Source organism: Glycomyces tarimensis, assembly GCF_054776215.1.
The window spans coordinates 4,733-11,905 of record NZ_BAAHCB010000017.1 but is presented as its reverse complement, the minus strand read 5'-3'; the positions used below and the strand labels follow the sequence as shown (position 1 = coordinate 11,905).

Here is a 7,173-nt window from a genome sequence, read left to right as displayed (position 1 = left end):
CGGGACCGTCCAGCCGAGCCCCGTGAAGATCCCCGCCAACGGCGTCAGCGTCAGACACAGGCTCGCCGCCGCCACCATCGTCGCGTGCCGCTGTCCGCTCACGCCGAGACCGCCTTCCACATGCCCAGTTGTGTCCACAGCCGGCGCAGCTCCACGCCCGAGACGACAGGCACGACCTGCCAGCCGGCGCTCATCAGCGCCGCCGCGGCGGCCCGGTGCTGCTCGGCGAAGGCCCGCTCCCGCGGGTCGTGGCGCGCGTCGTGCCGCTGCATCCACCGCGTCGGATCGAGCAGCAGCGCCGTGCAGTGGCCGCCGCGCTTGGCGAGCCGCCCCAGCGAAGCGGCCTCCTCGGGCGTCAGGTGCCCCATGAGCGCCACGATCGCCGATACCGAGCGGTGCCGCTGCGTCTTCTCGACCACCTGCGACAACGGCGCGTCCGAAGTGGGCGCCACCGTCGCCAGATACCGCATCGCCAGGCTGTAGTCGCCTTGGTGGCAATCGAACTCGGACAGCGCGGTGACCAGGCGCGGGGCCAGGCCGTCGCGCGCCATCCGCACGGTGGCCGAGGCCGCGGCGTTCACCATCCACTCGAAGCTCGACAGCTCGCCCTCGCCGCGGTGCGCACCGCGCCGCAGGTCCAGCAGGATCGCGGCCGAGTTCTCCCACGGCTGCTCCTCGCGGCGCACCATGAGCTCGCCGCGGTGCGCGCTGGCCTTCCAGTGGACGCGGCGCAGGTCGTCGCCGTGGCGGTACTCGCGCACCGCGATGTCGTCGTTACCGGTGATCGCCACGGCCTGCGCCTGCGACTCACCCGAGGACAGACCCGCTCCGCCGGGCAGTCGCAGGCTCGGCAGTCGCTCGATGCGCGGGGTGACGATGAGCTCCGTGGTCATCGGGAACTCCTGGTTCGACACCGCCAGCCCGAACGGGTCGGAGCAGCGCACCGACAGCGGCCCGAGCTCATAGGCCCCCCGCATGCCCGCCGTGATCGCGTAGTTGACGACGCTGCGCGCGCCGGGAGCGAGCCGCTCCAAGACCAGGCGGGGCCGGTTGCCCAACCGGTAGGGGATGCGGTCCTCCAGCATCAGCGCGGGCGGACGACGCCGACCGGTGTTCCGGATGCCCAGACGCACCTGCGTGGGCTGCCCCGCCTCGATCTGCGCGGGGTTGAGCACCCGGTTCGACTCAAGGGTGGGCCTCGTCCACCGCAGCATCACCAGGCCGCCGAGCGGCGCGATCGCCGCGAGCATCGCCGCGCGCAGCAGGTCGCCCTCGCCCACCAGCAGCGCGGTGAGTCCTACCGCGGCGCTCACCGCCAGCAGCGTCTTGCCGCGCCCGGTGAGCTCCACCGCTAGTACCTCCCCGGCTGGGACACCACCGGGACGTGACGGAGTATCTCCGCCACGATCGAAGCCGCGTCGTTGCCGCCCATAGTGGTCTCGGTGGTGGGGATGAGGCGGTGCGCGATGATCGGCACCGCGAGCTGCTGGACGTCGTCGGGCAGCGCGAAGTCGCGCCCGTCCATCGCCGCGAGCACCCGCGCGCAGCGCAGCAGCTGCAGTGTGGCGCGAGGGCTCGCGCCCAGGCGGAGCTGCGCGTTCGCGCGCGTCGCGGCGATGAGGTCGACCGCATAGCGCTTCAGCTCGGGCGCGAGATGCACCGCGCGGGCCGTGGCGATCATGCGGACGATCGTCTCGCCGGTGCACACCGGCTTGAGCGCCTCGAGGGGGTTGAACTCCCCGCGGTGGTCGAGCATCGCCAGCTCGGCGTTCACATCCGGGTAGCCGATCGCCAGCCGGGCCGTGAACCGGTCGCGCTGCGCCTCGGGCAGGGGATAGGTGCCCTCCATCTCGACCGGGTTCTGCGTCGCGATGACCATGAACGGGCTGCGCAGCTTGTAGGTGTTCCCGTCGATGGTGACCTGGCGCTCCTCCATGCACTCCAAGAGCGCCGCCTGGGTCTTCGGGCTCGCCCGGTTGATCTCGTCGCCCAGGATGAGGTTGCCGAAGATCGCGCCCGGCTTGAAGACGAAGTCGCGTTGCTCGGGGTCGTAGATGCTCACGCCGGTGACGTCCGACGGCAGCAGGTCGGGAGTGAACTGGATCCGGCGCACCGAGCAGTCCACCGAGCGGGCCAGTGCCTTGGCCAACTGGGTCTTGCCCACTCCGGGCACGTCCTCCAGCAGCAGGTGGCCCTCGGCGAGCATCACGGCCAGCGCCAGGCGGATCGTGTGGGCCTTTCCCTCGATCACCCACTCGACGTTGCTCAAGATCGCCTCGGCGGTGGCCTTGAACTCCTGCGGACTCAACGGCCCGGGGTGCTGCACCTGCTGCGCTGGGGATGACTCGAACGCCAATGGTCCTCCCGGGGAAGTCTCTGCGGTGGGATGTGTCGCGCCGTGATCGTCGCTTGCCCGCAATCGTACTCGGACGCGGCCAGAGCTCGCGCCACGCCGAATGGCCGGGGCGACCTGCGCGGCGATCAGCTACACTGGTGGCATGTCTCGGCGTTTCGAGCTTCTTCTTACGTAGCCGTGCGGGTATAGAACCGGCACGGCGCCCCTGCTCTTGCTCTTCGCAGGGGTTTTTTGCTGTCTGCGGTTCTGTACCCTCACAACGCCGATCGAATCCCGAGAAGCACCGAATACACAGGATGACCCATGAGCGAACCGATGTCCCCGCCCGCCACTCCCCGCCCGGACCGGAGTGAACGCGGCGCCTTCAAGTACGACGCCCGTCTGGCCAATGAGATCGAGCCTCGCTGGCAGGACCGCTGGGACACCGAGCGGACCTTCCGCGCCCCGAACCCGACCGGTCCGCTCGCCGAGCCGGACCACCCCCGCGCCGGCGCGCCGAAGCAGTTCGTCATGGACATGTTCCCCTACCCCTCCGGGGAAGGCCTGCACGTGGGACACCCGCTGGGCTACATCGCCACCGACGTGTACACGCGCTACCTGCGCATGGCCGGCTACAACGTGCTGCACCCGATGGGCTTCGACGCGTTCGGGCTGCCCACCGAGCAGTACGCCGTCGCCACCGGCCGCCAGCCCGCCGAGATCACCGCGGAGAACATCAGCCGCTACAAGGAGCAGCTGCGCGTTCTGGGCATGGGCTACGACACGCGCAGGGAGTTCGCCACCACCGATCCCGACTATTTCAAGTGGACCCAGTGGATCTTCCTGCAGATCTTCAACTCCTACTACGACGAGGAGGCCGACAAGGCCAGGCCCGTCGAGGAGCTGATCGCGAAGTTCGAGTCCGGTGAGCGCCAGACCCCCGACGGCCGCCCCTGGCCCGAACTGAGCGAGGTCGAGCGGCGCCGCGTCATCGACGGCCACCGCCTGGCCTACGTGACCGAGGCACCCGTGAACTGGTGCCCCGGCCTGGGCACGGTGCTGTCCAACGAGGAGGTCACCGCTGAAGGCCGCTCCGAGCGTGGCAACTTCCCCGTCTACACCCGCACGCTGAAGCAGTGGATGCTGCGCATCACCGCCTACGCCGACCGGCTGCTGCGCGACCTGGACGACCTGGACTGGACCGACTCGCTGAAGTCGATGCAGCGCAACTGGATCGGCAAGTCCACCGGCGCCTATGTCGACTTCGCGACGTACGCCGGCGACATCCGCGTGTTCACCACCCGGCCCGACACGCTGTTCGGCGCCACCTACATGGTGCTGGCCCCCGAGCACGAGCTGGTCGACGCGCTGACCGCCGAGACCTGGCCGGCCGACGTCCCCGAGGCCTGGACCGGCGGCCACGACACCCCGGCCGCCGCCGTCGCCGCCTACCGAGCGACGGCCTCCGCGAAGACCGACGTCGAGCGCCAGGCCGACGCCAAGGTCAAGACCGGCGTGTTCACCGGCGGCTACGCGACCAACCCGGTCAACGGCGAGAGCGTGCCGGTCTTCATCGCCGACTACGTCCTGGCCGGCTACGGCACCGGCGCGATCATGGCCGTCCCCGCCCACGACGAGCGCGACTTCGCGTTCGCCAAGGCGTTCGACATCCCGATCCGCCAGGTCGTCGCAGGCGAGGAGCAGTGGGACGGCGAGGCGGCCTACACGGACAACGTCTCCGGCCGCTGCGTGAACTCCGACTTCCTGGACGGCCTGGCCGTCCCCGAAGCCAAGGAGCGCGTCACCGAGTGGCTGCTCGAGCACCGACGCGGCGAGGGCGCCACCACGTTCCGCCTGCGCGACTGGCTGTTCAGTCGCCAGCGATACTGGGGCGAGCCGTTCCCCATCGTCTACGACGAGACCGGCCTGCCCGTCGCGCTGCCCGAAGAGCACCTGCCGGTCGAGCTGCCCGAGATGGACGACTTCTCGCCGAAGACCTTCGAGCCCGACGACGCCGACACCGCGCCCGAGCCGCCGCTGGGCCGCGCCAAGGACTGGGTCGAGGTCGAACTGGACCTGGGCGACGGGCCGAAGACCTACCGCCGCGAGGTCAACACCATGCCCAACTGGGCCGGTTCCTCCTGGTATGAGCTGCGCTACACCGATCCGACGTCCACCGACCGGATCGCCGAAGCGAGCAACGAGTCCTACTGGATGGGCCCGCAGGGCGCCGAGGACGTCGGCGGCGTCGACCTGTACATCGGCGGCGTCGAACATGCCGTACTGCACCTGCTGTACGCCCGGTTCTGGCAGAAGGTCCTGTTCGACCTGGGGCACGTCTCCAGCCGCGAGCCCTTCCGCCGCCTGTTCAACCAGGGGTACATCCAGGCCTGGGCCTACACCGACGAACGGGGCGTCTACGTCCCGGCCGACGAGGTCGAGGAGCGCGACGGCGCCTACTTCTACCAGGGCCAGAAGGTCAACCGCGAGTACGGCAAGATCGGCAAGTCGCTGAAGAACGTCGTCTCCCCCGACGGCGTCTGCGCCGAGTACGGGGCCGACACCTTCCGCGTCTACGAGATGTCGATGGGCCCGCTGGCCGACTCCAAGCCCTGGGAGACCCGCGCGATCGTCGGCTCGCAGCGCTTCCTGCAGCGCCTGTGGCGCAACATCATCGACGAGGACACCGGTGATGTCACCGTTTCCGACGCCGAGCCGTCCGCGGCGACGCTGAAGGAACTGCACCGGACCATCGCCGGAGTCCGCGAGGACTACCGGCACCTGCGGATGAACACCGCCGTCGCCAAGCTGATCACGCTGAACAACCACCTGACCGGCCTGGACGAGGTGCCGCGCGGCGTCGCCGAAGCGCTGGTGCTGATGACCGCCCCGGTCGCCCCGCACATCGCCGAGGAGCTGTGGGAGCGCCTGGGGCGCACCGGCGGGATCGCCTACGCCGACTTCCCGGTGGCCGAGGACCGCTACCTGGTCGAGGACACCGCGACGTACCCGGTCCAGGTCAACGGGAAGGTCCGCGGGCGCATCGAGGTCGGCGCCGACGCGAGCGAGGAGGCGGTGCGCGAGGCCGCGCTGGCCGAGGAGAAGGTCGCCGCGAACCTGGCGGGCAAGGACGTCAAGAAGGTCATCGTCGTGCCCGGCCGGATGGTCTCGATCGTCGCGAAGTAGCCGCCTGAGGGCGCGGGCCGCTCGGTGCCCGCGCCCCCGGCTCGGTGATGCGGCAAGGGTTCGGGGGGACCCATACTCGCGAGTCATTGACATAGGTCGATGTATCCCATACGCTGTGGGCACGCATGGGAGCGAAGCGCTCCCATTTATGACCATCGCCTCGTCCCCTCACGCGCGGCAAGAGCTTTGAGGAGCAACCGTGCTGCAAACTCGTACCCGCCGCCGAGCCTGGATAGCGGGATTCGTCACCGTGGTCATGGCCGGACTCGGCGTCGCCATGTCGACCCAGTTCGCCCATGCCCAGTCCACGCTCCGAAGCGGCGCCGACGCCCTCGGCATCGACATCGGCGTCGCCGTCAACGACAGTCTGCTGCAGAACGACTCGACGTACCGCAACACCGTGGCGACGCAGTTCAACTCGGTGACCGCCGAGAACGGCATGAAGATGGAAGCGGTGCAGCCCTCGCAGGGCAACTTCGACTTCTCGCAGGGCGACCGGCTGGTCCAGTTCGCCCAGCAGAACAACATGACGGTCCACGGCCACACCCTCGTCTGGCACAGCCAGAGCCCGAACTGGGTTGAGAACCTCTCGGGCTCGGCACTGCAGCAGGCGATGCAGAACCACATCACGACCACGATGAACCACTGGGAAGGCGACGTCGACTCCTGGGACGTCGTCAACGAGGTCGTGGGCGACAACAACGGCCAGCTGCGCGACTCGTTCTGGCTTCAGGGCATGGGCGAGGGCTACATCCAGCAGGCCTTCGAGTACGCCCGGCAGGCCGACCCGAGCGCCGACCTGTACATGAACGACTACTCCATCGACGGCATCAACGCCAAGTCGGACCGGTACTACCAACTCGCGCAGGGCCTGGTCAACCAGGGGCTGCTCGACGGCATGGGCTTCCAGGCCCACCTGATCCTCGGCCAGGTGCCCGGCAACATGGAGCAGAACCTCCAGCGCTTCGCGGACCTCGGTCTCAAGGTCCGCATCACCGAGCTGGACGTCCGCATCCAGATGCCCGCCTCCCAGCAGGAGCTCGAGCAGCAGGCGCAGGACTATGAGCGGGTGGTCGACATCTGCACGAACGTCGCCGACTGCTCGGGTGTGACCGTGTGGGGCCTGCGCGACGGCGACTCGTGGGTGCCGGACGTCTTCGACGGCTTCGGAGCGCCGCTGCTGTACAACGACAACTACACCACCAAGCCGGCCTACGACGCGGTGCTCTCGGCCCTCGGCGGCACCGACAACCCGCCGCCGACCACCACCCCGCCCCCGGACAACGGCACCACCACGCCGCCGCCGACCGGATCGGACTGCACGGCCGCGATCGACGTGGTCAACGAATGGGGATCGGGCTGGCAGGCGAACGTCTCGGTGACCGCCGGCAGCGGCGGCACGAACGGGTGGACGCTCAACTGGACCTGGCCCAGCGGCCAGAGCGTCAGCAGCTCCTGGAACGTCGACCTCACCCAGTCCGGATCGTCGGTGACCGCCTCCGACGTGGGATGGAACGGCAATATCGCCGCCGGGCAGACCCAGCAGGTCTTCGGATTCATCGGCTCCGGCTCGGCCGCCGAGCCGACGGTGACCTGCACCGCGGGTTGACCGGACCGAAGCCGACGAAAGCCGGGCCCCGGGACGCGCGTCC

Annotated in this window: 4 protein-coding genes; 2 read left to right on the top strand and 2 right to left on the bottom strand. The window is 69.4% G+C overall.

From position 1 onward, the window contains the following. Positions 1-98: 98 nt before the first annotated feature. The gene (locus ACYVK3_RS13185; RefSeq protein ID WP_460497787.1) at positions 99-1,349 is read right to left on the bottom strand and encodes a DUF58 domain-containing protein; all 1,251 of its coding nucleotides are present in this window, start codon (positions 1,347-1,349) and stop codon (positions 99-101) included. A 2-nt stretch (positions 1,350-1,351) separates the two neighbouring features. Then, positions 1,352-2,356, bottom strand: a complete 1,005-nt coding sequence (locus ACYVK3_RS13180; RefSeq protein WP_460497786.1) for an AAA family ATPase — start codon at positions 2,354-2,356, stop codon at positions 1,352-1,354. Positions 2,357-2,671: 315 nt separating this feature from the next. On the opposite strand from ACYVK3_RS13180, the gene leuS reads away from it, so the two are divergent. Together leuS and ACYVK3_RS13170 are read left to right on the top strand one after the other, a co-directional pair. Continuing rightward, positions 2,672-5,521 carry a leucine--tRNA ligase gene (gene leuS, locus ACYVK3_RS13175; protein WP_460497865.1) on the top strand — a complete coding sequence of 950 codons (2,850 nt, stop codon included), beginning with the start codon at positions 2,672-2,674 and terminating at the stop codon, positions 5,519-5,521. A gap of 199 nt (positions 5,522-5,720) precedes the next feature. After that, the gene (locus ACYVK3_RS13170) at positions 5,721-7,130 is read left to right on the top strand and encodes an endo-1,4-beta-xylanase (RefSeq protein ID WP_460497785.1); all 1,410 of its coding nucleotides are present in this window, start codon (positions 5,721-5,723) and stop codon (positions 7,128-7,130) included. Positions 7,131-7,173 lie beyond the last annotated feature (43 nt).